The sequence below is a fragment of the Rhizobium sp. 2MFCol3.1 genome (assembly GCF_000377565.1).
Taxonomy (GTDB): Bacteria; Pseudomonadota; Alphaproteobacteria; order Rhizobiales; family Rhizobiaceae; genus Rhizobium.
The window spans coordinates 39,072-63,580 of the sequence record NZ_KB898377.1 but is presented as its reverse complement, the minus strand read 5'-3'; the positions used below and the strand labels follow the sequence as shown (position 1 = coordinate 63,580).

The 24,509-nt window shown below is 62.3% G+C and carries 25 protein-coding genes; 11 read left to right on the top strand and 14 right to left on the bottom strand.

Going from position 1 to position 24,509, the window contains the following annotated elements:
- Positions 1–10: 10 nt before the first annotated feature.
- The 6 genes from D460_RS0129590 to D460_RS0129565 all read right to left on the bottom strand — a co-directional run bounded on the left by D460_RS0129590 (position 11) and on the right by D460_RS0129565 (position 6,449).
- Positions 11–1,252, bottom strand: coding sequence for a cysteine desulfurase (locus tag D460_RS0129590; protein WP_026283691.1), 1,242 nt, complete (start codon positions 1,250–1,252; stop codon positions 11–13).
- 12 nt (positions 1,253–1,264) lie between these two features.
- Positions 1,265–2,539 (bottom strand): Fe-S cluster assembly protein SufD, encoded by a 1,275-nt coding sequence (gene sufD, locus D460_RS0129585; protein WP_018902234.1) that lies wholly within the window; start codon positions 2,537–2,539, stop codon positions 1,265–1,267.
- 24 nt (positions 2,540–2,563) lie between these two features.
- Positions 2,564–3,319: a Fe-S cluster assembly ATPase SufC gene (sufC, locus tag D460_RS0129580; RefSeq protein ID WP_018902233.1), complete on the bottom strand. Its 756-nt coding sequence runs from the start codon at positions 3,317–3,319 to the stop codon at positions 2,564–2,566.
- A 39-nt stretch (positions 3,320–3,358) separates the two neighbouring features.
- A complete protein-coding gene (locus D460_RS0129575) occupies positions 3,359–3,580 on the bottom strand; it encodes a hypothetical protein (RefSeq protein WP_018902232.1) in 222 nt (73 codons plus the stop codon).
- 68 nt (positions 3,581–3,648) lie between these two features.
- On the bottom strand, positions 3,649–5,118 hold the full coding sequence (gene sufB / locus D460_RS0129570) for a Fe-S cluster assembly protein SufB (protein ID WP_018902231.1): 1,470 nt from the start codon (positions 5,116–5,118) through the stop codon (positions 3,649–3,651).
- A 164-nt stretch (positions 5,119–5,282) separates the two neighbouring features.
- On the bottom strand, positions 5,283–6,449 hold the full coding sequence (locus tag D460_RS0129565; RefSeq protein ID WP_026283690.1) for a cysteine desulfurase family protein: 1,167 nt from the start codon (positions 6,447–6,449) through the stop codon (positions 5,283–5,285).
- Positions 6,450–6,653: 204 nt separating this feature from the next.
- On the opposite strand from D460_RS0129565, the gene D460_RS0129560 reads away from it, so the two are divergent.
- Both D460_RS0129560 and D460_RS0129555 read left to right on the top strand, forming a co-directional pair.
- Complete coding sequence (locus D460_RS0129560) at positions 6,654–7,331, top strand: alpha/beta hydrolase (protein ID WP_018902229.1); 678 nt, start codon at positions 6,654–6,656, stop codon at positions 7,329–7,331.
- A 91-nt stretch (positions 7,332–7,422) separates the two neighbouring features.
- Entirely contained in the window at positions 7,423–7,644 is a 222-nt protein-coding gene (locus tag D460_RS0129555; RefSeq protein WP_018902228.1) for a hypothetical protein, read from the top strand.
- 17 nt (positions 7,645–7,661) lie between these two features.
- Here the strand turns inward: D460_RS0129555 and D460_RS0129550 are convergent, their stop codons facing one another.
- Both D460_RS0129550 and D460_RS0129545 read right to left on the bottom strand, forming a co-directional pair.
- Positions 7,662–8,189, bottom strand: coding sequence for a GNAT family N-acetyltransferase (locus D460_RS0129550; RefSeq protein ID WP_018902227.1), 528 nt, complete (start codon positions 8,187–8,189; stop codon positions 7,662–7,664).
- On the bottom strand, positions 8,186–9,310 hold the full coding sequence (locus tag D460_RS0129545) for an anhydro-N-acetylmuramic acid kinase (RefSeq protein WP_018902226.1): 1,125 nt from the start codon (positions 9,308–9,310) through the stop codon (positions 8,186–8,188). The genes D460_RS0129550 and D460_RS0129545 overlap by 4 nt, the downstream gene beginning before the upstream one ends.
- 130 nt (positions 9,311–9,440) lie before the next feature.
- On the opposite strand from D460_RS0129545, the gene tyrS reads away from it, so the two are divergent.
- Complete coding sequence (tyrS, locus tag D460_RS0129540; RefSeq protein WP_018902225.1) at positions 9,441–10,697, top strand: tyrosine--tRNA ligase; 1,257 nt, start codon at positions 9,441–9,443, stop codon at positions 10,695–10,697.
- Between the two features lie 103 nt (positions 10,698–10,800).
- Here tyrS and D460_RS0129535 read toward each other — a convergent pair whose 3' ends face one another.
- Positions 10,801–14,199, bottom strand: coding sequence for an AsmA-like C-terminal region-containing protein (locus tag D460_RS0129535; RefSeq protein WP_018902224.1), 3,399 nt, complete (start codon positions 14,197–14,199; stop codon positions 10,801–10,803).
- Between the two features lie 118 nt (positions 14,200–14,317).
- Here D460_RS0129535 and D460_RS0129530 point away from each other — a divergent pair, with 118 nt between their 5' ends.
- The 4 genes from D460_RS0129530 to D460_RS0129515 all read left to right on the top strand — a co-directional run bounded on the left by D460_RS0129530 (position 14,318) and on the right by D460_RS0129515 (position 18,321).
- Positions 14,318–14,791, top strand: coding sequence for a peroxiredoxin (locus D460_RS0129530; protein WP_018902223.1), 474 nt, complete (start codon positions 14,318–14,320; stop codon positions 14,789–14,791).
- A 125-nt stretch (positions 14,792–14,916) separates the two neighbouring features.
- A complete protein-coding gene (locus D460_RS0129525; protein ID WP_018902222.1) occupies positions 14,917–16,224 on the top strand; it encodes a M23 family metallopeptidase in 1,308 nt (435 codons plus the stop codon).
- A gap of 158 nt (positions 16,225–16,382) precedes the next feature.
- The gene (locus D460_RS0129520; RefSeq protein ID WP_018902221.1) at positions 16,383–17,897 is read left to right on the top strand and encodes a DEAD/DEAH box helicase; all 1,515 of its coding nucleotides are present in this window, start codon (positions 16,383–16,385) and stop codon (positions 17,895–17,897) included.
- A 4-nt stretch (positions 17,898–17,901) separates the two neighbouring features.
- Positions 17,902–18,321 (top strand): NUDIX domain-containing protein, encoded by a 420-nt coding sequence (locus D460_RS0129515; RefSeq protein WP_018902220.1) that lies wholly within the window; start codon positions 17,902–17,904, stop codon positions 18,319–18,321.
- 25 nt (positions 18,322–18,346) lie between these two features.
- Here D460_RS0129515 and D460_RS0129510 read toward each other — a convergent pair whose 3' ends face one another.
- The 3 genes from D460_RS0129510 to D460_RS36220 are packed head-to-tail and all read right to left on the bottom strand — an operon-like array spanning position 18,347 to position 19,337.
- The gene (locus tag D460_RS0129510) at positions 18,347–18,664 is read right to left on the bottom strand and encodes a TfoX/Sxy family protein (protein ID WP_018902219.1); all 318 of its coding nucleotides are present in this window, start codon (positions 18,662–18,664) and stop codon (positions 18,347–18,349) included.
- Positions 18,665–18,676: 12 nt separating this feature from the next.
- The gene (locus tag D460_RS0129505; RefSeq protein WP_026283689.1) at positions 18,677–19,171 is read right to left on the bottom strand and encodes a flavin reductase; all 495 of its coding nucleotides are present in this window, start codon (positions 19,169–19,171) and stop codon (positions 18,677–18,679) included.
- A gap of 4 nt (positions 19,172–19,175) precedes the next feature.
- Positions 19,176–19,337, bottom strand: coding sequence for a hypothetical protein (locus D460_RS36220; RefSeq protein ID WP_155947887.1), 162 nt, complete (start codon positions 19,335–19,337; stop codon positions 19,176–19,178).
- Between D460_RS36220 and D460_RS0129500 the strand changes: the two genes are divergently transcribed.
- The 4 genes from D460_RS0129500 to purB all read left to right on the top strand — a co-directional run bounded on the left by D460_RS0129500 (position 19,336) and on the right by purB (position 23,036).
- A complete protein-coding gene (locus D460_RS0129500; RefSeq protein WP_018902217.1) occupies positions 19,336–20,418 on the top strand; it encodes a branched-chain amino acid ABC transporter substrate-binding protein in 1,083 nt (360 codons plus the stop codon). The two genes, D460_RS36220 and D460_RS0129500, sit on opposite strands and share 2 nt — an antisense overlap.
- A gap of 39 nt (positions 20,419–20,457) precedes the next feature.
- Entirely contained in the window at positions 20,458–21,135 is a 678-nt protein-coding gene (gene rpe, locus D460_RS0129495; protein WP_018902216.1) for a ribulose-phosphate 3-epimerase, read from the top strand.
- A 22-nt stretch (positions 21,136–21,157) separates the two neighbouring features.
- Positions 21,158–21,646, top strand: coding sequence for a hypothetical protein (locus D460_RS0129490; RefSeq protein WP_196809390.1), 489 nt, complete (start codon positions 21,158–21,160; stop codon positions 21,644–21,646).
- Between the two features lie 82 nt (positions 21,647–21,728).
- On the top strand, positions 21,729–23,036 hold the full coding sequence (purB, locus tag D460_RS0129485) for an adenylosuccinate lyase (protein ID WP_026283686.1): 1,308 nt from the start codon (positions 21,729–21,731) through the stop codon (positions 23,034–23,036).
- A 9-nt stretch (positions 23,037–23,045) separates the two neighbouring features.
- Here the strand turns inward: purB and D460_RS0129480 are convergent, their stop codons facing one another.
- Both D460_RS0129480 and D460_RS0129475 read right to left on the bottom strand, forming a co-directional pair.
- Entirely contained in the window at positions 23,046–23,546 is a 501-nt protein-coding gene (locus D460_RS0129480) for a low affinity iron permease family protein (RefSeq protein WP_018902213.1), read from the bottom strand.
- A 74-nt stretch (positions 23,547–23,620) separates the two neighbouring features.
- Complete coding sequence (locus D460_RS0129475; protein ID WP_018902212.1) at positions 23,621–24,424, bottom strand: DUF2189 domain-containing protein; 804 nt, start codon at positions 24,422–24,424, stop codon at positions 23,621–23,623.
- Between the last annotated feature and the right edge of the window lie 85 nt (positions 24,425–24,509).

Sequence of the window (24,509 nt, the reverse complement as noted above, 5' to 3'; positions counted from 1 at the left end):
GGCCCACTCCTTATGCAAAGAACTTGCGCGCATACTCAAGCGCGTCGGCCAGGGCATCCACCTCGGCGCGGGTATTGTACATGCCGAAGGATGCACGGCATGTGGAGGTGACGCCGAAGCGTTTCAAGAGCGGCATGGCGCAATGCGTACCCGCCCGAACAGCAACGCCGCGCCGGTCGATCACGGTCGAGACGTCGTGGGCGTGCAATCCCTCGATCTCGAAGGAGAAGATGCCGCCCTTGCCCGGCGCATTGCCGATGACACGCAGCGAATTGATGTCGCGCAGCCGCTCGGTGGCGTAGGCCGCCAGATCAGCCTCATGCCTTGCGATCGCCTCGCGGCCGACCTTGTCCATGTAGTCGAGCGCGTAGCCGAGCCCGATCGCCTGGACGATCGGCGGCGTGCCGGCCTCGAAGCGGTGCGGCGGGTCGTTGTAGGTGACGGCCTCCTCGGTGACCTCGAAGATCATCTCGCCGCCGCCCTGGAACGGCCGCATCGCCTTCAATCTATCCTTCTTGCCGTAGAGCACGCCGATACCCGAGGGACCGTAGAGCTTGTGGCCGGTCATCACATACCAGTCGCAGTCGATATCCTGCACATCGACGGGCATGTGGACGGCGCCCTGCGAACCATCGACGAGCACGGGAATGCCGCGCTCATGAGCGATCCGGCAGATCTCCTTGACCGGAACGACAGTGCCCAGCGCATTCGACATATGGGTGATGGCGACGAGCTTGGTGCGCTCGGTGAGGCTCTTTTCGAACGCCTCGATGTGGAAGGCGCCCTCGTCGTCGACGGGGACCCAGACCAGCTTGGCGCCCTGCCGCTCGCGGATGAAATGCCAGGGCACGATGTTGGAGTGGTGCTCCATGATCGAGATGACGATCTCGTCGCCCTCGCCGATATTCGGCATGCCCCAGCCATAGGCGACCGTATTGATCGCCTCGGTCGAGGACTTGGTGAAAACGATATCGTCAACCGAAGGCGCGTTCAGGAAGCGGCGCACCTTTTCGCGCGCGGCTTCATAGGCTTCGGTGGCGGCGTTGGACAGGAAGTGCAGGCCGCGATGCACATTGGCGTATTCGTTGGAATAGGCATGGCTGATCGCATCGATCACCACCTGCGGCTTCTGGGCCGACGCGCCGTTGTCGAGATAGACCAGCGGCTTGCCGTACACTTCCTTTGCAAGGATCGGAAAATCCCTGCGAATGGCTTCGACGTCATAGGCGGTTGCGGGCACTATCTTGTCCATCATCTCGTCCGATCAGGCGTGCTTTTCGAGCCAGGCCGAGATCACGCCTTCCAGCGCCTCGACCAGAGCTTCGTCTTCCAGTTCCTCGACGATCTCGGCAACGAAGGCGTTGACCAGCATGGCGCGCGCCTTGTTTTCCGGGATACCACGCGCCATCAGGTAGTAGAGATGGTTGTGGTCGATATCGGCAACGGTGGCGCCATGGCCGCACTGCACGTCGTCGGCGAAGATTTCCAGCTCCGGCTTCACCGAGAACTCGGCGTCGTCGGACATGAGCAGCGTGTTGCACGCCATCTTCGCGTCGGTCTTCTGCGCGTCCGGCGCCACCCGGATCATGCCCTGGAACACGCCCTTGGCGCGGTCGAAGACGACGTTGCGGATGATCTCTGTCGAGCCCGTATGCGGCACGTTGTGGCCGAGCACCATGGTCACGTCGGTATGCGTCTCGGCGCCGAGCAGGTTGATCCCGCGCAGCGTCAGATCGGCGCCCTCGCCCGTCACCTTGATGTGCAGTTCCTGGCGCACCAGCTGGCCGCCGGCATTGATGACGAACAGCTTAAGCTTGGCGTTTGCGCCGAGATCGATGCGGATCTGGCCGAGATGCGTGTCATCGGCGCCCTGCTGCTGCACGATGATCCAGGTCACCTCGCTGCCTTCGCCAACGGTCACGTCGCTGACATGCGAGACCAGCGCCGCATCCGATGCCACCGACAGGTGACGTTCGATCACGGTCGCCTTGACGGCGGAACCGATGCTGACGGGAAGGCGCGTATGCGTCTGGCCGCCGGCATGCACGAACTGGATTTCCAGCGGCTCTTCAAGCACGGTCTCGGCGGGCACGTCGATGACGTAGCCGTCCCGCACGAAGCTGCCGTTGATGCGGCCGACAGCGTCGTCCTTGTCGAGCGCGCCAAGGCCATTGGCGGCCGAACCGTTCGACAGCTGCTCGGCATAGCTCGAAAGCACGAGATCGCCGGCGCGTGCCTTGTGATCAGGACGTCCCTGGATCACCGAGAGCACGGCCGAACCCTCGACCAGCGGATCGCGGGCGTCGGAGCCGGCATCGCCCGCCTGGGCCGGCACGGCGCGCAAAAGTGTCTTCAGGTCCGTGTAGTGCCAGGCCTCGACGCGGCGCGTCGGAAGGCCCGATGTCTTCAGGTCGTCGAGCAGCCGGTCGCGAATGGCGATCACGGCGCCGTCGCCCGGCAGTTCGCCGATCTGGTTGTTGAACGCCTCGGTCAGCGCCGCTTCCGCGGCGGTCAGGCGGGTCGTCGTCTGCATGTTCATGCGACCAGTTCCTTTCCGCCTAAATCAGGCCGCCGCTCCGATGATGTCGGCATAACCGTTGGCTTCCAGATCGTGTGCCAGCGTCTTGTCGCCGCTCTTGATGATCTGGCCCTTGTAGAGCACGTGAACGGTATCCGGCACGATATAGTCGAGCAGGCGCTGGTAGTGGGTGATGACGATGGTGGCCCGATCGGGCGAGCGCAGCGCGTTGACGCCGTCGGCCACGATCTTCAGCGCGTCGATGTCGAGACCGCTATCGGTTTCGTCGAGGATGCAAAGCTGCGGCTCGAGCAGCGCCATCTGCAGGATCTCGGCGCGCTTCTTCTCGCCGCCGGAAAAGCCGACGTTGAGAGGACGCTTCAGCATCTCGGTGTTGATCTGCAGCTTTGCGGCCGCATCCTTCACGAGGCGCATGAAATCAGGCGTCTTCAGCTCTTCCTCGCCACGCGCCTTGCGCTGCTCGTTCATCGCGACCTTCAGGAACTGCATGGTGGCGACGCCGGGGATTTCGACCGGATACTGGAAGGCCAGGAAGATGCCCTTGGAGGCGCGCTCGGCCGGATCGAGTTCGAGAATGCTCTCGCCGTTATAGAGAATCTCGCCCTCGGTGACTTCGTAATCATCGCGGCCGGACAGGATGTAGGACAGCGTCGACTTGCCGGAGCCGTTCGGCCCCATGATGGCAGCCACTTCGCCGGCCTTCACGGTGAGGTTCAGCCCCTTGATGATCTCGGTGCCGTCTTCGGCGATGCGGGCGTGCAGGTTCTTGATTTCAAGCATTCTCTTTGTCCTTCAGGTCTCAGTCGACGGTCCGCGAGCTTATTCGCTCAGCTCAAGCCGCTTTTCCATTCGCTCTATGCGGACTTTAAGGCCCGCGATTTCCGTGTCTTGAACGAGTTGGGCGCTCATAAGCCCGCCCATGTGCTGGCGCATTGCGAACATTTCGCCGCGCATGCCAGCCATTTCTTCTTTCATCGAACTGATATCCGCGCGCACTGCGCGCAAATGTTCGAGAATGAGATGTTCGACCTTCTCGTTCATAGTTGCCGTCCTTCAAACGACCGTTTCTTGGATCCTCGGGACAAGCCCGAGGTGACGCCTGCCCCAGCTTACCCCACGCTACCCTCGAGCGAGATGCTGATCAGCTTCTGCGCTTCGACGGCGAATTCCATCGGCAATTCCTGCAGGACTTCCTTGACGAAGCCGTTGACGATCAGGGCGATCGCCTCTTCCTCGGGAATGCCGCGCTGCAGGCAGTAGAACTTCTGGTCCTCGGAGATCTTCGAGGTGGTAGCCTCGTGTTCGAACTGCGCGGTCGAGTTCTTTGCCTCGATGTAGGGCACCGTGTGGGCGCCGCACTTGTCGCCGATCAGAAGCGAATCGCACTGCGTGAAGTTGCGCGCGTTCGATGCCTTGCGGTGAGCCGAGACCTGGCCGCGATAGGTGTTCTGCGACACGCCGGCGGCGATGCCCTTGGAGACGATACGGCTCGACGTATTCTTGCCGAGGTGGATCATCTTAGTGCCCGAATCGATCTGCTGATGGCCGTTCGAAACGGCGATCGAGTAGAACTCGCCACGCGAGTCATCGCCGCGCAGGATGCAGGACGGGTACTTCCAGGTGATCGCCGAGCCGGTTTCGACCTGCGTCCACGAGATCTTCGAACGCGCGCCACGGCAATCGCCGCGCTTGGTCACGAAGTTGTAGATGCCGCCCTTGCCCTGCGCGTCGCCGGGATACCAGTTCTGGACCGTCGAATACTTGATCTCGGCGTCATCGAGAGCGACGAGTTCGACAACGGCCGCGTGCAGCTGGTTTTCATCGCGCTGCGGCGCAGTGCAGCCTTCGAGATAGGACACGTAGGCGCCCTCTTCGGCGATGATCAGCGTGCGCTCGAACTGGCCGGTGTTCTTCTCGTTGATGCGGAAGTAGGTGGACAGCTCCATCGGGCAGCGAACGCCCTTCGGAATGAACACGAAGGAACCATCGGTGAACACGGCCGAGTTCAGCGTCGCATAGTAATTGTCGGAGGTCGGAACGACCGAGCCGAGATACTTCTTCACCAAATCGGGATGCTCGCGGATGGCTTCCGAGATCGACATGAAGATCACGCCGGCCTTCTTCAGCTCTTCCTTGAAGGTGGTGACGACCGAAACGCTGTCGAAAACCGCGTCGACGGCGATTTTCGGCCGTTCGACGCCGGCCAGAATTTCCTGTTCCTTCAGCGGAATACCGAGCTTCTCATAGACCTTGAGAATCTCAGGATCGACCTCGTCAAGCGACTTCGGGCCCGGCGTCGACTTCGGCGCGGCGTAGTAGTGAATGTCGTTGAAATCGATCTTCGGATAATCGACGCGAGCCCAGCTCGGCTCTTCCAGCGTCAGCCAGCGCTTGTAGGCTTCCAGACGCCACTCGAGCATCCATTCCGGCTCCTGCTTCTTGGCAGAGATGAAACGGATGATATCCTCGGACAGGCCCTTGGGCGCCTTGTCCATCTCGATGATCGTCTCGAAACCGTATTTGTACTGATCGACGTCAATCTCGCGGACGCGATCGACCGTTTCCTGGACGGCGGGCATATCGTTCTCCAATCTCGCCGGAGAAAAGGTCCGGCAGCTTGTCGTTCGGGCAATTTTTGTTGCCCCTTATGTAAGTGGCCAAAGGGGACTTTTCAGCCCGAATGGCAAGTGGAAATTTGCGTTTCCGCAAATTTATCAGGCGGTCGTGATGCTTTATCAGGCAATCACGCCGCCTCTCCCGCCGGCTTGCGCCGCGCGGCTATCTTCGTGAACGTGGCGACGGCCTTGGCGATATCCTCTTCCGTCGTCGAAAAACCGAGCGACATCCTGAGCGCGCCAAGCTTGGGATCACGCCCCATCGCCACCAGCACATGGCTCTCGCCGACCTTGCCGGACGAGCAGGCAGCGCCCGCAGACAGCGCCACGCCTTCGAGATCGAATGCGATCTGCCCGGTCTCGGCCTTCAGCCCCGGCAGGGTGAAGAAGGTGGTGTTGGAGACACGCTGTTGATCCGCGCCGTAGATGACGACATCGGGTGCGGCGTTGCGCATTCCGTCTTCCAGCTGCTGCCGCAGAACGGAGATGCGGGCATTGCGCTCGCCGAACTCCCGGACAGCCACCTCTGTAGCCGCGCCGAAGCCGATGACGGCAAGCGAATTCTCGGTCCCCGAGCGGTGACCCTTCTCCTGGCCGCCGCCGTGGATCAGCGCCCTCGGCATCAGCACTTCGCCGCGCGACACCAGCGCACCGGCGCCTTTCGGACCACCGATCTTGTGCGAGGAGACGATGATGAAATCCGCACCGAGCGCATTGATATCAAGCGCGATCCGGCCCGCCGCCTGCACGGCATCGACCACGAGCAAACCGCCGTGCGCCTGCACGATCTTCGCGACTTCGGCCACCGGCTGCACCACGCCCGTCTCGTTGTTGACGAGCATGACCGCGACCATCGGCAGGCCTGTCGATTTATCGTGGCCAGCCAGAAGGCTCTGCAGGTGATCGAGATCGACGACGCCGTCAGCGGTCACCGCGATCTCGCTTGTCCGATCCTTCCCGAAACGTCCGCCCTCGCGGATCGCCGGATGCTCGATCGCTGAGTGATAGAGATGGCCGATCGCCATCGGCGTGCGGCCCATCCGGAAATCCGGCGTCAGCACCATGTTGGCAGCCTCGGTGGCGCCGCTGGTAAAAATCACATGCGCGGGATCGGCGCCAACCAGGGCCGCCACTTGGCGGCGGGCGCCTTCGATCGCGGCGCGCACCGCGCGTCCCTCGCCATGAACCGAACTCGGATTGCCGAACATATCCAGCGCCCGCAGAACCGCGTCGCGCGCTGCGGGATGCAGCGGCGCCGTCGCGTTCCAATCGAGATAGAGCCGGGCCGGCGCCATGATCTTTTCGTCCTGCGCTTGGTTCTTGCGTGGCAAGCCGGTGCATTTTCCTTGAAAAGTCAGCCGGGCTTGCCTTATGACACATCCAACACTGCGTGGATTGCCATGCAAGTTTCGAATTGTTCTAAACTGCGTTTTAGAAAAGCTGACAACGTCCGTCAAGTCTGCGCAGCGCGAACGCGAGAAATAAAAGCCGGAGTACCGATGCCCGAAGTCATTTTCAACGGCCCCGCAGGCCGCCTTGAAGGCCGCTACCAGCCCTCCAAGGAAAAGAGCGCGCCGATTGCCCTCATCCTGCACCCGCACCCGCAGTTCGGCGGCACGATGAACAACCAGATCGTCTACCAGCTCTTCTACATGTTCCAGAAGCGCGGGTTCACGACATTGCGCTTCAACTTCCGGGGCATCGGCCGCAGCCAGGGCGAATTCGACCACGGCGCCGGCGAACTCTCGGATGCCGCGTCGGCACTCGACTGGGTGCAGAGCCTGCATCCTGATTCGAAGACCTGTTGGGTCGCCGGCTATTCCTTCGGCTCGTGGATCGGCATGCAGCTCCTGATGCGCCGTCCGGAGATCGAAGGCTTCATGTCGATCGCGCCGCAGCCGAACACCTACGACTTCTCCTTCCTCGCTCCCTGCCCGTCGTCGGGCCTGATCATCAACGGCGACGCCGACAAGGTTGCACCGGAGAAGGACGTTAATGGCCTCGTCGAGAAGCTGAAGACCCAGAAGGGCATCCTGATCACCCACCGCACGGTGCCGGGTGCAAACCACTTCTTCAACGGCCAGGTGGAAACGCTGATGGGCGAATGCGAGGACTACCTCGACCGCCGCCTCAACGGCGAACTGGTGCCGGAACCGGCCGCCAAGCGCATCCGCTGACGATGCGGATCGTTGTCGATACCGATGTGCTTGTCAGCGCTTGTATCGGCAACGGCCATAGACTCAGCGTCGTTTTCGAAGAGCGAAATTCATGACGATGCTGAGTTTTCAGGTTTCCAAAGACGTTGAAAAGAAGGTGGCCGACATCGCGGCCGAGAGCGGCAGAACCGTCGAGGATCTGCTGAGCGACATGACGGCGCGCATGGTGCGGGACTTCGAAGCGCGCCAGACGTTCGAAACGATGGCGCAACGCGGACGCGGTGAAGTCGACAAGGCGCTGGACCTGCTTCGCAAGCCCGACGCCAACGGCTGACCTAAGCTAACGATCTGCTAGGCTTGGCGCATCTCGGCGGTCAGTTCGAACGTCGGGCACGACATGTTATCGATGATCATCGGCATGCGGCCCCGCATGCCGATTTTCGTGAGAACACGCTGCGACGCGATATTGTCGGGATGCGTGAATGCGATGAACTGGTCAGCGAATCGCTTGTCGAAAAACCAGTCCGCCAACCCCTTCCCCAGTTCTGTCGCATAGCCCTTGCCCCACTCCTCGTGGCGGAGCGAATAGCCGAGCTCGAACTCGCCGCGATCTCCGCCATAGCGGGAAAAGCCGGCGCGGCCGATGAAGCGCCCATCGTCGAGGCTGGTGACCTTGTATTTGGTCACGCCATCGCGCGCCTGCTCGCCGAAAAAGCTCATGAATCGCTCCTGTGCCTTGGCAGCGCTCCAAGGTGCGGCACCCGAGAGATAGCGGGTCGTCTCGATCGTCGAATGCAGCAATTGCAGCAGATGGACATCGTACTGCCCCCACATGGACAAGACGAGCCGGGGTGTCTTCAGGATAACAGTGTCGGTCATGGCTTCCTCGCAATCACGCCGCCAGTCACAGCCGCCGAAACGCCTGTCGTGCCTGGAAAGGTCAGCGGTAGTCCGTTAACGGAGCGCACCGCCAGATAAGCCCAGGCCTCCGCCTCCATGGCGCCGCCGTCGAAGCGAGCCGCCTCCGCCGAGACGACCCGGGCGCCCTTTGCCGCAGCCAAGTCGGCAAACTCGCCCATGATCACGGGATTGAGCCGCCCGCCGCCGCAGACGACATAGGTCGTGGGCGGTTGCGGCAGGTGATCGGCGAGCTTGACGATCGAGGCGGCGGTGACATGCGCCAGCGTCCTTGCGCCGTCCTCCAGCGACACCTCGCCCTTCTCCGGCGGTAGGAAATCGCCGCGATCGAGCGAGCGCCTGATATTGCCGGAGAAGAACGGGCTCGACAGATAGCGCCGCGCCAGATCGGGCACCACCGCGCCACGGCTCGCCGTCTCGCCGTTGCGGTCGTAGGCCCGGCCGGTATGCGCCTCCACCCACTGGTCGATCAGCATGTTTCCCGGCCCGCTGTCGAAAGCCGAAAGCACGCCGTCGGCGCCGACATAGGTGAGGTTCGAAATGCCGCCGATATTGACGAAGACAACGGGCGCCTCGAAACCATCAGGCAGGTTGGCCGAAAGGGCTGCGTGATAGACAGGGATCAACGGCGCGCCCTGCCCGCCATGCACCATGTCGTTGGCCCGCATGTCGTAGACAACGTCGATGCCCGTCTCTGACGCGAGCAGCGGCCCGTCGCCAATCTGCACGGTGACACCCGCATCCGGCCGATGCAGCACGGTCTGGCCATGAAAGCCGATGAGGTCGATATCCTCAGGCTTGAGGCCATGGCGCGTCAGGAAGGACTTGATCACGGCGGCATGGCAGAGCGTCAGCACGCGTTCGGCGTCAGCAAGGTCGCCCGGCCGGTCACCGCGCTCAACCACGGCCTTGGCCGTCTGCAGCGCTTGCTTCCAGCGGCCGCGCAGATCGTCGTCATAGGGCACGTAGAGGCTCGGGCCACGGCGGATGATGTTTTCGCCGTCCGTTTCGAGAAGCGCCGCGTCGATCCCGTCCATCGAGGTGCCGCTCATCAGGCCGATCGCTGTCAGGATTTTCCCCATTGTCCCTCGATAATCTACAAATAAACGAGCCAATCAACCAAATGGTGACTGTGCGAGAAAACAGTGCTAAACGCCCCGCGTTGCTTCAACAATAGCCAATCCGAAAATCCTGATCCGAAAGCAAAAGGTCATGACCGAGTTCAAATCCGATTTCCTCCGCACGCTGAAAGAGCGTGGCTTCATTCATCAGATCTCCGATGAATCCGGCCTCGACGCCCTGCTCGCCAAGGAAACCGTGACCGCCTATATCGGCTATGACCCGACGGCATCGAGCCTGCATGTCGGCCACCTCACCCAGATCATGATGCTGCACTGGTTCCAGCAGACGGGCCATCGCCCGATCTCGCTGATGGGCGGCGGCACCGGCATGGTCGGCGACCCCTCCTTCAAGGACGAGGCCCGCAAGCTGATGACGGTCGACACGATCGAGGAGAACATTGCCTCGATCAAGAGCTGCTTTGCCAACTACCTCGACTACGACAAGTCGGGCAATCCGGCGCTGATGATCAACAACGCCGAGTGGCTGCGCTCGCTGAACTACCTCGAATTCCTGCGCGATGTCGGCCGCCATTTCTCGGTCAACCGCATGCTCTCCTTCGACAGCGTCAAGACGCGCCTCGACCGCGAACATTCGCTGTCCTTCCTCGAATTCAACTACATGATCCTGCAAGCCTACGACTTCGTCGAGCTCGCCAAGCGCTACGATTGCCGGCTGCAGATGGGCGGCTCCGACCAGTGGGGCAACATCATCAACGGCATCGACCTCGGTCACCGCATGGGGACCGATCAGCTCTACGCGCTGACCTCGCCGCTCTTGACCACGTCGTCGGGCGCCAAGATGGGCAAGTCGGCTTCGGGTGCGGTATGGCTCAACGCCGACCTGCTGCCGGTCTATGACTTCTGGCAGTACTGGCGCAACACCGAAGACGCCGACGTGCCGCGCTTCCTGAAGCTCTTCACGACGCTGCCGATGGACGAGATCGCCCGCCTGTCGGCCATCGCCGGCTCCGAGCTCAACGAGGTCAAGAAGATCCTGGCGACCGAGGTTACCGCGATCCTGCACGGCCGCACTGCTGCCGAACAGGCAGCCGAAACCGCCCGCAAGACCTTCGAGGAAGGCGCGCTTTCCGACAACCTCCCCTCGATCGACGTGCCCGCGGCCGAACTCGACGCCGGCATAGGCCTCCTCGCCCTCATCGTCCGCGCCGGCCTCGCTACCTCCAATGGCGAAGCCCGCCGCCACGTCCAGGGCGGCGCCGTGCGCATCAACGACCAGGCCGTCAGCGACGAGCGCAAGCTCATCGGCGGCGGTGAAGTGACCGCCGACGGCGTGATCAAGCTGTCGCTCGGCAAGAAGAAACACATCCTGATCCGCCCGGCTGCGTAAGGGCGTTAGGTGCTAAGATTGCAAAAAGGCCGGCGCGATGCCGGCCTTTTTTTTGTGTTGATGTGCCTGGATTGCGAATATTCACCGGCGCCAACCGGTCACCTCACTGAAACTCGAAAATATTCCGGAACACCCCAGGCGCGATGATCGAGAGCGGGTTGATCGTCAGGTTCGGCGCATCGAGCTTTCCGGTCAGCTTGAAGGTGATGCCGATCAGACCGCGGTCGGTGCCGTTGCCGAGGATGATGCCGATGATCGGGAGTTCGGCGAAGAGCCGGTTCAGACCGTAGGCCGGCATGAAGGTGCCGTTCATGTCCATGTTGCCGCGAACGTCGCGCAGAGTACCCTGGAACACCGCGCCGACCTGATCGCCGCGCACCACGCCGTTCTCGATGCTGACGACGCCATCTCTTGAAAAGATGCGCGCGAAGCCGCGCTGGAAGCGCTGCGCCGAGGTGTCGATGTCGCGCTTGACGGCCGCGTTCAGGCTGCGCTGCTCCTGGCCGACGGGCGTCGACACGATCGAGTGGAGGCGCTGTTCGTTGACGATCGAGAAGCGGCGGACGTCGATGGACCCATCCCAATTGTCGCCGGCGCCGAGCCGGATCGAAAGGTTGAGCAGGCCGCCGCGCATATGCTGGTAGAGGTCGGCGAAGCGCGAGACCGCGCCGGCATCGCCGCTGGTAATGTTGATGACACCGTTGCCTTGCGTCTGCGCCACAACGGCCTCGCCGCTGCCGGTGACGCCGGAGAGGTTGAGAGACTGGATGCGGCTGCCCTGCGCGGCATAAGTCAACTGCACATTCTGCAGTTTTTCGTCGTTGAAGCCGACGACGCTGTCGAGCTTGGCCTTCAGTGAAATGCCACCGTCGTTCTTCGACCCGCCGTCACCCTTGTCTCCGCTGCCCGACTTGATCCGCGCAAGAACCGGCCGCACATCGGCGCTGCTGCCGGAGACCGAGACGTCCATGCCGCCTTTCGAACGACGAAGAGAGATGGCGAAATTGTCGAGCGACGAGAGCTTCACGCTATCGAAATCGGCCTTCTGCAGATTGCCCTTGCTCAGCGACAGCGCGCCAGTCGCGCCAAATCCGTCACCCTTCAGCACGAAATTTTTGATCTGCAGGTTGTCGTCGGGACCGGAAATCTCGAAATCGGCGGTGGCGCCGATGCCGCTCCCCTTGGACCAGCCGATCCAGGGCAGATCGAGCCGCGCCTTGCCGAGATCGAGCGAGACCGATTGGCGATCCTTGTCGATGCGATCGAGCTCGACACTGATCGGCCCATCGATGATATCGGAGAGACCAGGCAGGATCTTCTCGCGCTGATCGTTGCTCAGCGTCGCCGTCACGCTTTGCTGCGGCTGTATGTCGGAGGACTTGTCGGTCGGCTCCACCAGCTTGACCGTCGCCGGCACGCCGTCGATCTCGCCCTTGCCGTCGAGAACCACCTGTTTCGGGTCGGCCGTCAGCACGCCATCGAGATTGGTGATCTTGCGCCCCGATATCGCCTTGGCGACGTCGAGGTCCTGCAGCTGCAGCGTCGCTTTCCATTCGACCGGCGGCGGGTTCTGAGAGGCGATCAACCCGATACGCGCCTGCACCGAAGCCGTCACATTGCCCTTCAGGTCTTCAGGCACGAAGCCCGCGCGCTGCAGCACCTGGATCGGCTTGAAGGTCAGCAACTCGCCGATGGCGTCGGCAGCCCCCGAGATCGGCAGGTTGAGCTCCGCCATCAGCGGCTTTTCATAGGTCGACGGCAGGATGAAGGTGCCCTCGCCGACATCGACCGTCCGCCCTGACGGGAAAAACGACTTGCCGCTCTTGATCGAGATCGTCGCCTTCGGCCCAGCCAGCTGGAAATGCGCGCTGGTATCGCGGATCGGCGGAATGTCACCGGTGACGTTCATGCGGGTGCCGGCAATGTCGAAGGCGATCTTGATCTGGTTCTCGTCCAGCTTCAGCCCCTTGCCGATGGCCTCTTCCAGCCGGTCGAAAGGAATGAAGACATCGATCGAGGCATTGGTGACCACGCCGCCATAGAGATTGCGCTCGACCCACTCGCGCCCCTTCGACGCCATCCAGAACGGCCAAAGCTGCTTCACCGCCGTGGTCTGCAGCTGCTGCGACTGCCCGGAGAAGCTGATCTCAGGCGACTTGCCGCCGAAGCGGACATGCAGCGAACCGTAGAGCGATCCGGCCGGGCTCGACACCGCCATGTTGGGGAATTGCAATTCGCGGGCGCCGACGAAATAGCGGCCCGTCGCCTGGATATCGAAGGGAAGCGGCTGCTCGCCCGAGGTGACGGGTGCGGCGGTGCCGCCGCTGACGAGAAGATCGACGCCAAAACCCTTTTCGGCGGCCGGGTCGATCTTGTCGAGATCGATCAGCGCGCCGTTGAAAGGCACGATCGTCGGCCCGAACTGCAACTGCGAGCGCGCGATCTCAAGCGATTGCTTGGTGAAATCATAGGCGAGATTGATGCGTCCGCCGGTCAGCGGCTGCGCCTCGCCGTCCATGTAGAAATTGCCAGGCTGCAGATTGACCGTGGCGGCAAGCGACGGCTTGGACGTCTCTCCACCGCGCTCTGCTGAAATGATCGTGTCGGCGAGACTGTCGACGCCCTGGCGGATTTCGCCGATCGCATTGCGCTTGAGGGTGAACGGCGCAAGGTCGGCGCCGGCAAGTTCGCCCGTCAGTCGCGATGTGCGGCCGTCGGTCTTCTCGGTGCCGATATGCAGCGTCGTGACGCGGCCGTTGATCGCGACCTCGCCATCGAGCTGTAGCGCGCTCTGCGCGTTTCTGGAGAAGACCAGGCTGTTGACGACGATGGAGAGCGGCCCGTTGTCGGTGTCCGCAAGCTTGATGTCGAGCCCTTCGAGCTTGATCGACTTGGTGCCGCCGCGATCGACGAAGCCGTCGAGAATATCCAGCTGATCGAAGGCCTTCTCCATCGCCGCCGGGATCTGGTCAATCCTGAGATTATCCAGCTTGACCGGATCGCCCGAGGGCAGAAGCGCGGTGTCGAGCGCGATATCCTGCGCTTCCACCTGCGCGATCGCGATGCGTCCGCGGAAAAGCTGCAGCGGATCAAGCGCCATGCGCATGGCGCCCGTCGTCGACATGTGCTGGCCGCTCTTCTCGTCGATCAGGTTGACGTCGCGCGCCTCGAGCGCCAGCCGCATGTTGGAGGTGAAGCGAATGACCGTGGAGCCGACCTCGGCCCGGTAGCGTGGCCCGATCGCGGAATTCAGCGCCGACTGCGCCTGCCGCGACAAGGGTTCGTCGAAAATGCCGCTTTCGACCGTGAAGATGATGGCGGCGATGATGAAAATCAGCACGCCGATGCAGCCGCCGGCAAGCCCCGCGGTCCGGCGCATGCGCGAGCGCATGGGCGGGCAATGCACGATCAGCGGATCTTCCGTTCGCGCCGAGGGGAGATCGTGCAGCGCGACGATATCTTTCTTGCGGAATCTAACCTTCTCGCCGCGGATCGCCGACATGCGCCTCGCCTGTCTCCCTGTTCTGTGATTGGACCAGACTGGCTGGACGGTGATTTGTCCAATATATATCTGGCAAATCACCTCTTATCCACAAACCCGGCAAAAGAAAGGTTTCCCCATGGCGGAACTCAGCATCGGCTCCAGCGCGCCCGACTTCGATCTCCCGCGCGATAGCGGCGGACGCGTGAAGCTGACGGATTTCCGCGGCAAGGCATTGGTTCTTTTCTTTTATCCGAAGGACGACACCTCAGGCTGCACGACCGAATCGATTGCCTTCACCGCCCTTGCAGACGAATTCGAAAAGGCCGGCGCGGCGGTTATCGGCATGTCACCGGATTCGGCTGCCTGCCATGATCGCTTCATCAAGAAGCACAAGCTCGGTGTGACGCTCGCGGCCGACGAGGAGAAGACCACGCTCGAAGCCTACGGCGTCTGGAAACAGAAGAGCATGTACGGCCGCACCTACATGGGCGTGGAGCGCACGACATTCCTGATCCGTCCCGATGGCACGATCGCCACGATCTGGCAGAAGGTCAAGGTCGCGGGCCACGCCGAAACCGTGCTGACGGCGGTCAAGAATCTCGCCTCCTGAGTGTGGCGAGAGTAAATCCCAAAAATTCGCCCATGCGTTGAATAAGGCCAAATCTAAGGCTTTATTAACCTTAACAGTATGTAATCGACCCAATTCAGGCAGGTCCGTGAGTTGGGAGAGTCTCCGTGACGCACACACAGCAGAACCGCGTATTCGGCAAGCAAAAACAGGAGCATATCCTGATCCTTGCCAGCGGCGATCGGGTTCGTCACCTGACCGTCAAGCCTTGGATGGCAGCAATCGCGGTCTGCTTCGTCGGCGTTTTCGCCATCGGCTACCTGCTCGCCACCTCCTATCTCGTGCTGCGCGACGACCTGATCGGCGCAACCATGGCGCGCCAGGCGCGCATGCAGCATGACTACGAGGATCGCATCGCGGCACTGCGCGCCCAGGTCGATCGTGTCACCTCCCGCCAGCTGCTCGACCAGCAGGTCGTGGAAGACAAGGTCGACAAGCTGATGGAGCAGCAGCAGGCGCTGACCTCGCGCCGCGGCAAGCTCGGCCAGTTGCTCGACCGCGCCGAAAGTTCCGGCCTCGACGCCAAGACCGAAACGCCCGCCTCCGCCTATGCGCCCGAAACCAAAGGCAAGCGCGCCGAACTGCCCGCCGCCATGCAGGCGATCGAGCGGCAGCTCGCCGGCGACGCAACGCCGGCTGACGTGACGCCTGATAACTCGACGCTCTCCTACGTGCCGGCCCGTGAGACCATGGGCGACCGCGCCGACCGCGTCTTCTCCAAGGTGACACTGTCGCTCAAGGGGATCGAGCAGCGCCAGCGCGATCGTGTCAGCCAGCTGACGACGGATGCGACTGACGCATCGGCTGCGATCTCCAACGTGCTGACCCGCTTCCAGATCCGCGTCCCCTCGGAGACGGCGAGCGCAAAGCAGGATGAAGACAGCGCCGTCGGCGGCCCCTATGTCGAGCCCGAGAGCGGCGACGACTTCGACAATTCGCTGGCACAGCTCGACACCGCCCTCACCCGGCTCGAAACCGTGCGCAACACCGCCTCGTCGCTTCCCTTCCAGAACCCCGCCATCGGCAAGGAAATCACCAGCCCCTTTGGCAACCGCCGCGATCCATTCCTCGGTCGGCTGGCGCTGCATTCCGGCGTCGATTTCCGCTTCGCACCCGGCGAAAAGGTGCGCCCAACCGCGCCCGGCAAGGTGGTCACGGCCGGCTGGACCGGCGGTTATGGCAACATGGTCGAGATCGACCACGGCAACGGCATCTCCACCCGCTACGGCCACATGTCCGAAATTCTGGTCAAGGTCGGCGACACCGTCGGCCGTGAGGATACGATCGGTCTCGCCGGCAGCACCGGGCGCTCCACGGGCACGCATCTGCATTATGAAGTGCGCCAGAATGGGCGTGCCGTCGACCCGATCTACTTCATCAGCGCCGGCACGAAACTCGCCAGCTATATAAACTGAACGATCCCGCTAACCGTGGTTTTACCTCAACAACCCTGAGACCGCGTCGGTTCCTTGACTTCTCAACCGTTTCAGCCTATGTGGCGCTGCATTGCGGCATGCAATCCCGCCGACTCAAGCCTGAGCCTGGCCGAACCGGAACGGAAACAGTTTTCCCTTTGACGACATTTGCTGATCTTGGCTTGAGCCAAAAAGTGCTTTCCGCTGTCACCGACGCGGGCTACACGGTGCCAACACCTATTCAGGCTGGCGCGATTCCGTTTGCGCTTCAGCGCCGCGACATTTGCGGCATCGCACAGACGGGCACCGGCAAGACCGCCTCCTTCGTTCTGCCGATGCTGTCGCTGCTTGAGAAGGGCCGCGCCCGCGCTCGCATGCCGCGCACGCTGATCCTCGAGCCGACCCGCGAACTCGCCGCCCAGGTGGCTGAGAACTTCGAGAAGTACGGCAAGAACCACCGCCTCAACGTCGCGCTTCTGATCGGCGGCGTTTCGTTCGAAGAGCAGGATCGCAAGCTCGAGCGCGGCGCCGATGTTCTCATCTGCACCCCCGGCCGCCTGCTTGACCATTTCGAGCGCGGCAAGCTCCTGATGAGCGGCGTCGAGATCTTCGTCATCGACGAAGCCGACCGCATGCTCGACATGGGCTTCATTCCCGATATCGAACGCATCGCCAAGATGATCCCGTTCACCCGCCAGACGCTGTTCTTCTCGGCCACCATGCCGCCGGAAATCCAGAAGCTGGCCGACCGCTTCCTTCAGAACCCGGAACGCGTCGAAGTCGCCAAGCCCGCCTCGGCATCCAAGACCATCACGCAGCGCTTCGTCGCGGCGCATGGCAAGGATTACGAAAAGCGTTCGACGCTGCGCGACCTCATCCGTGCCCAGGAAGAGCTGAAGAACGCCATCATCTTCTGCAACCGCAAGAAGGACGTCGCCGATCTGTTCCGCTCGCTGGAACGTCACGGCTTCTCCGTCGGCGCGCTGCATGGCGACATGGACCAGCGTTCGCGCACGACCATGCTGCAGAATTTCCGCGACGGCCAGCTCCAGCTTCTGGTGGCCTCCGACGTCGCGGCCCGTGGTCTCGACATCCCCGATGTCAGCCACGTCTTCAATTTCGATGTGCCCATCCACGCGGATGACTACGTGCATCGCATCGGCCGTACCGGCCGCGCAGGCCGTGCAGGCTCTGCTTTTACCATCGTCACCAGCCGCGACCAGAAGTTCACCGACGCGATCGAAAAGCTGATCGGTGAGAAGATCGAATGGCACAATGGCGATCTCTCGTCGTTGCCGCCGGCCGAGCCGAGCCGCGACGACGATCGCTCGCGCCGCAAGGGCGGCCGTGAGCGGGATAAGGACCGTGGCCGCGGCAGAAATCGTTCGGGTCATAAATCTGATATCGCCGCCGAGGATAATGGCGTCGAGACGATCGAAACAGCAGCCGCACCGGTACAAGCCGCACCAGCAAGGGTCGAAAGCGTGAAGCAAGAGCGCAAAGCAGAAAACAACAGACAGAACAACAATGCGCGCGACCGTCGCCCTTATCCGGCTAACGATGACAATCGCGACCGCCGCCGCTACCGCGACCACGATGACGGCCCGACGCCAGTTGGCTTCGGCGACGACATCCCCGCCTTCATGCTGATCACGGCAAACGCCAAGATCTGATAGGATGGGCAGCCCCGGCATTGATTTTCCGGGTCTCGGCGTAGGATTGGTAATCCTGCGCCACAGAAAGATCCTCCTCTACAAGCGCGTCAAGGCGCCCGAAGCCGGCCACTGGAGCATCGTGGGCGGCAAGGTGGATCATATGGAGCCGGCCGAACAGGCGGCGAAACGCGAGGCCGAGGAAGAAAGCGGCCTTGAAATCGGTCGGGTCAGCCTTCTTGGCCAGACCGAAGTGATCAGCGACGCCGACCGCCAGCACTGGATCTCGCTTCTCTACATCGCAGAAGACTATACCGGAGAACCGGCCTTGACCGAGCCCGAAAAGCTGTCGGACTTCGGCTGGTTCTCGCGTAACGATCTGCCGCAGCCGCTCTCGGCCTTCGCTGAGGCAGCCATCGGCCATCTCGGCCCGGAACAGTTCTAGAATTGAAGTTTGAAAGCGCGGCCGATCACTCCGCCCGCATCGCCGCCTCGTAAGCCAGCCGCACCCATCCCGCCATCAGATCGGGATCGTCATAGGCATCCTCGGGGATCGACCAGTACGGCATCTTCACCGGCTTGCCGCTCTTGCCCTCATAGGTCCACTGGCTGGCGCCGGCCTCGGCGAAGGCGGGCGAACTGACGTCATCGGCCTTCAAAAGCATGTCGCCGCGAAACTCTAGCGCGATGATCCGGCCGAGGTGATAAATCCCCTTGCCGCCGAACATGCGCTTGATGGTAACAGGACCAAGCCCCTGAAACATCTCTTCGATTTCGGCCGCGTCCATGAAAAGCTCGCTCTACAGGCTGTAATAATCGCGGTTCATGTAAAACAGCGCCGGCTTCGCCTCGTCGAACCGCACCGCCATGACTTCGCCGAAGATGATGTGATGCGTCGTCATCTCCTTGATCTCCGTCACGCGGCAATCGAAGGAGGCGAGCGCGTCCATGAGCACTGGCGCACCGGTGACGAGCTTGTCGAAACGCCCCGTGGAGAAACGATCGCCGTCCTCCATCTTCGTGCGCCCGGAAAACGCGTCGGCCAGCGCCTGATGATGCGCGCCGAGCGTATTCAGCGCGAAGATGCCGCTGCGGAAGAAGATCTCGTTCTTCGGGTTGCTGTTGTTGAGGCACACCAGCACCGTCGCCGGGCTGTCCGAGACCGAACAAGCCGCCGTGATCGTCACCCCGCGCCGCTGGTCGCCGACCGCGGTCGTCACCAACTGAACGTGCCCGCCGAAGCGGCTCATCGCGTCCCTGTAAAGGCCGGGATCGATCGGTTGCTTGCTCAACAAAATTTCACTCCACGAACACACGCATTTCGCGCGCATTATGACGGTCATAGGTTATCTTTTCTACAAACCGATGCCGAAAAGCGACCAATCCGCGCGTTTTTCTTTGACGATCCATTCCGGACGGATAAAAGAGCAGGAATAAACGGTTGGGGCGTGCATCTTTCATGACTATCTCGCGTTGCTTAGGTCTTCTGCCGCTGCTGCTTGTCGCAGCCGGAGAATGCCATGCAGCCGGCGTGACGATTGGCGTCGTCGCTCCGCAGACGGGTAGTTTCGCGCCGCTGGGCGCTGAGATCGCCGCCGGCGCCGAGGCGAAGATCCGCCAGGATGGCGACACCATCGTCACCGTCAACGAACCCTGCGAGGACAATAGCGGCGGCGCCGTCGCCGATGCGCTGATCGCGGCCAAGGTCCAGGTCGCCATCGGCTTCCTCTGCAGCCAGACGCTCGACGGCGCGCTCCCGAAGCTCAAGGACGCCAACATCCCGGCCATCACCGTCTCCGTGCGCTCCCGCATTCTCATGGAAGATGCGCTGAAAAACGGCTGGCCGCTCTTTCGCCTTGCGCCCGCCGATGGCGCCGAGGCCGCGAAGATCATCGAAGTCATCCTGCGCGACTGGGCGTCGAGCCCCATCGCCCTTGTCGAGGACGGCACGATCCACGGCCGCGAGCTCACCGAAGCGGTGCGCAACGCGCTGGAGCAGAACGGCCTGAAGCCCGTCTTCACCGACACATACCGCCCCGGCCAGGAGCAGCAGATCGCACTCGTTCGCCGGCTCAAGAGAGCGGGCGCGACCAAGGTCTTCATCGGCGGCGACCGCAGCGATGTCTCGATTATCGCCCGCGATGCCAAGGCCGAAAAGATCGCGCTTGACCTGATGGGCGGCGACGGAATGCGCGCGGCCGACCAGCCGCTGCCACTCGCCGATGGCGTGCTGGCCGTAACACTGCCCGATTATACCGCCCGCGCCGATGCATCGCCCGCTGGCGTGGCGCTCCGCGCCGCAGGCATTGAGCCGGAAGGCTATGTGCTGCCGGCCTATGCCGCGGTCGAGATCGCGATCAAGGCGGTGCAGGCCGCAGCAAGCGACGAGCGGCCCGTCGCCCAGCATCTCGGCGGCATGCCGTTCGACACCGTGCTCGGCCAGATCACCTTCGACGCCGGCCACGAGCTGTCGCAAAACCCTTACCAGCTGATGCAATGGCGCTCCGGGGCATTCGTCCCCTTCAGCGCGCCCGCGCAATAACGCCTGCTTGATCCCAGGCGACTTCAACGGAGAGAGACAATGACCCAGCCCATCCGCATCGCGCCATCCGTTCTGGCCGCCGACTTCGCCAAGCTCGGCCAGGAGGTGCGCGACGTGACCGCGGCCGGCGCCGACTGGATCCACCTTGACGTCATGGACGGTCACTTCGTTCCCAATATCTCCTTCGGCCCCGATGTCATCAAGTCGCTGCGCTCCTACACCGACGCGACCTTCGATTGCCACCTGATGATCGCGCCCGTCGACGACTATCTCGAAGCCTTCGCCAAGGCCGGCTGCGACCGGATCACCATCCACGCCGAGGCCGGACCGCATCTGCACCGCTCGCTGCAGACCGTGCGCAATCTCGGCAAGAAGGTCGGCGTCACCCTCAATCCGGCAACACCGCTCTCCGTTTTCGAAAACGTGCTGGATGATATCGACCTGATCCTCATCATGTCGGTCAATCCCGGTTTCGGCGGCCAGAAGTTCATTCCCGCCATGGCCGACAAGATCGCCGCCGCCAAGTCACTGATCGGTGACCGGCCGATCGACCTCGAGGTCGACGGTGGCGTGACGATCGAAACCGCACCTGTTATCGGCAAGGCGGGCGCCAACGTGCTGGTCGCCGGCTCCGCCATCTTCAAGGGCGGCTCGGTCGAGGCCTACAAGCAGGCGATTTCGGCGCTCCGGACGGCGGCTGAAGGGCAGTCTAAGTAATATCGGGAGCGGCGTGTCGCTGATGGGAGACCGGCTACGGGCTGCGTACCCGCCCTACTCCGCCGTGCTCATCGGCGCGCCGCTCTGGGCTCTCCAGATGCTGGCTGCGGCAATGAGCACGCTCTATCTGCGCAACGGCCTGGAGACCAGCCACCTCAGCGATCTCGCGATCCTCTATTTCGCCGGCGGCCTGCTTGCCTGGCCGTTCGCGCTGATGCTCGGCCGCTTCTTCGCCCACAAGCGCCGGATCGAAACGCGGTTCGCCGCCTTCTTCGTGGCGCTAGCGGCCTGCACCATCCTGATGACGGCGTTTCTCTTCGCCATGGACTACCGGGTTTTCTACTCGCGCTGGCATGCACCGGGAGGATCTGTGATCTGGTTTTTCCAGCTCATCTTCACCGGCGCGAGCTCCGTCTACCAGTTCATGGTGCTCGGTTTACGGCTCTTCGTCCCCCTCGGGCTCGTCTGCCTGCTGGCAACGAGTTTCGCGCTTGCGAAACGCATGCGTTGAGATTGCCGCGCGTCTTTGCTACACGGGCGCCAACATTCCCCTTTAGAACGCCAACATTCCTTACGAACGAAAGCAGGAAGCCATGATCCCGCGCTACTCCCGACCTGAAATGGTCGCCATCTGGTCGCCCGAAACCAAGTTCCGTATCTGGTTCGAGATCGAGGCTCATGCCTGCACCGCGCTCGCCAACCTCGGCGTCATCCCGCAGGAATCCGCACGCACCATCTGGGAAAAGGGTTCGGTCGCCGAATTCAACGTCGCCCGCATCGACGAGATCGAAGCCGTCACCAAGCACGACGTCATCGCCTTCCTGACCCACCTCGCCGAATTCATCGGCCCCGACAGCCGCTTCGTCCACCAGGGCATGACCTCTTCCGACGTGCTGGACACCACCTTCAACATCCAGCTGGTCCGCGCAGCCGATCTTCTGCTTGCAGACATGGACCGCGTTCTCACAGCCCTGAAGACCCGCGCCTTCGAGCACAAGGATACGGTCCGCATCGGCCGCAGCCACGGCATCCACGCCGAGCCGACGACGATGGGCCTGACCTTCGCCCGCTTCTACGCTGAAATGAAGCGCAACCGCGATCGTCTGGTGGCCGCGCGTGCCGAAGTCGCGACCGGCGCGATCTCGGGCGCCGTCGGCACCTTCGCCAATATCGACCCGAGCGTCGAGGAATATGTCTGCGAACAGCTCGGCCTTGCCGCCGAGCCGATCTCGACCCAGGTGATCCCGCGCGACCGCCACGCGATGTTCTTCGCCACGCTTGGCGTCATCGCCTCGTCGATCGAAAACGTCGCCATCGAAATCCGCCACATGCAGCGCACCGAAGTGCTCGAAGCCGAAGAGTTCTTCTCGCCCGGCCAGAAGGGTTCGTCGGCCATGCCGCACAAGCGCAACCCGGTGCTCACTGAAAACCTGACGGGTCTCTCCCGCCTCGTGCGCATGTCGGTTGTTCCGGCCATGGAAAATGTCGCTCTCTGGCATGAGCGCGACATCAGCCATTCGAGCGTCGAGCGTGCCATCGGCCCCGACACGACGATCACGCTCGATTTCGCGCTGAATCGTCTGGCCGGCGTTATCGAGAAGCTGGTGATCTATCCTGAAAACATGCTGCGCAACATGAACCAGTTCAAGGGACTGGTCATGAGCCAGCGCGTGCTTCTGGCATTGACCCAGGCCGGCGTGTCCCGCGAGGACAGCTACCGTCTGGTCCAGCGCAACGCCATGAAGGTCTGGGAAAAGGGCGCCGACTTCCTCGAGGAACTGCTCGGCGACGCCGAAGTGCGCGCTGCATTGTCGGAAGAGGAAATCCGCGAGAAGTTCGACCTCGGCTATCACACCAAGCACGTCGACACGATCTTCAACCGGGTCTTCGCCAACAGCTGATCGACCTGATCAACTCTTCTGCGGCGCCTTTCGGGGCGCCGTTTTTCGTTTGTCCTTCTGCGAACGCGCGGCATCTATCTTCTTGCGCACGGCGGTTGCCGTCTTCGTGGATTTCGGCGCGGCATCGGCCGCCGCCTGTTTCTCCGCCTGCCCGCCCTTCGCAGCCTTTGCCACCAGCCGGTCCAGATGCTTCAGGTCGTCCTCGTCGAGGTTTTCGATACCGATGAAACGGTTCTCCGCATGGCTGGTCAGGATCAGCTCGTCGAGCTTCGCCTGGATGGCGCGCGTATCGCGCGTCTGGGCGTTCTGCAGCACGAAAACCATGAGGAACGTGATGATGGTTGTGCCGGTGTTGATCACCAGCTGCCACGTCTCGGAATAATCGAAGAACGGCCCCGTCACGGCCCAGAGGATCACCAGGATCAGAGCAAGGACGAAGGTCACGGGCTTGCCCGCCCATTCCGACGTCTTCGCCGAAAAGCGCATGAAGATATGCTGCGTGTCTGCCATGTTTGCCTCCCTCAAAGCCTGCACCAGTCAAACTCCGAGGAAGGCATTGGGTTCCTGAGTGAACCAGATGGCGATCAAACGATCGGCGGCGCCACCAGCTTGCGATAGAGGTGCCAGGTCGAATGACCGAGGATCGGCATCACCAGCGCCAGCCCGACGAAGAGCGGGATCGTGGCGACGGCAAGCGAAACCGCAACGATCAGGCCCCAGCACAGAACTGGAACCGGGTTGGCAAACGTGGCCCGCAGCGACGTCTCCATGGCGGCCACGAGGCCTATGTCGCGGTCGAGCAGGATCGGGAAGGTGACGACGGTCGTGGCCAGCACGATCAGCGCGAAGCCGAACCCGATCAGGTTGCCCCAGATGATCAACTGCATGCCTTCCGTTGTGCCGAAGATCTCGGAGAAGAAGGCTGACATCGACCGCGGAAACACGTCGCTCAGCACATTGAGATAGAGCGTCTGCGCGGCCACCAGCCAGACGACGAAGAAGGCGAAGAGCATAAGCCCGCCGGTGACGATCGACGGAAAGGCCGGCGACCGCGTCACTTCCATCGCATGCCGCCAGGAACTGTCCATCCCAGCCTCCCGCCGCCTGCTGATCTCGTAGAGACCAATGGCGGCCAGCGGCCCGATCAGCGCGAAGCCCGCGATCAGCGGAAAGATCATCGGCAATAGGTTGGCGCTCGACGTAGCGACCGCAAGAAAAATGCCCGCGATCGGATACATCAGGCACAGGAACACGTAATGCGATGGTTTTTCCCTGAAATCCATCATCCCGAGCCGAATGGCATCGAAGACGTCGGCAAGGCCAATTTTGTTGATGACCGGGCGCGAATAGACATCGTCCGCGCCGGACATGACGTGAAATGCCGTCATGGCTTTCTCCTCCTCAGCCATTGAGGCCAGCGGCGAAAGCATCGGCAGTGCCGACATCGAACGCGACCGGCAGTGCGCTAACATA